This is a genomic window from Faecalibacterium sp. An192, from assembly GCF_002160175.1.
Taxonomy (GTDB): Bacteria; Bacillota; Clostridia; order Oscillospirales; family Ruminococcaceae; genus Faecalibacterium.
The window spans coordinates 1-669 of the sequence record NZ_NFKB01000153.1; the positions used below are offsets into that span (position 1 = coordinate 1).

General features: G+C 42.9%; 1 protein-coding gene. It reads left to right on the forward strand.

Translation table 11 applies throughout. From position 1 onward, the window contains the following. Positions 1-347 precede the first annotated feature (347 nt). On the forward strand, positions 348-620 hold the full coding sequence (locus B5F27_RS16730) for a hypothetical protein (protein ID WP_144066584.1): 273 nt from the start codon (positions 348-350) through the stop codon (positions 618-620). Positions 621-669 lie beyond the last annotated feature (49 nt).

The window sequence follows — 669 nt, forward strand, 5'->3', positions numbered from 1 at the left end:
ATAAGTTCCGTGATTCATTGTGAAGCATATTCATCATCTCCACATTTATCATACCACTGCTGTACAGTGCGGCGGTGACTTCACTCTATTTTCTGGGTTTGCTCTAGAGGCACCATTATCTTGTCGGAAGGGGACATAGCCTCTGCAACGCACCGATCTTTCTGTACAGTATTCCAAAAGGCCTCCAGTCACCGGAACGATCTCTCCAAGGAAAGAGCACCGGGCTGATCTCCAGTCATTGCCAGCCATCGCTCATGATGGTGTATTGACAAAATCACATCATTTGGTATATACTAATGATGGAAAAAGCAAGATATCCTATCGTAAGAATGTGAGGAGGGATGGATATGAATTTAAGCCAGTCCGAGGTAGAAACATATTTAGAGCAAATTAAAGATGCTGTAAGCCAGAATCGTTACAGCCTTTCTCTAAATCCGAACCGTTCGGACAATCGAAGACTTTTTGCTCACTACTTAATTAAAGAGAGCGATGTGCCTGGCATCATCATGTCTCTGACATATCAAGATTTTTCAGAAGCCGTCCCAAATGAACACCCTCAGTTTAGAGCAAACCCAGAAAATAGAGTGAAGTCACCGCCGCACTGTACAGCAGTGGTATGATAAATGTGGAGATGATGAATATGCTTCACAATGAATCACGGAACTTATT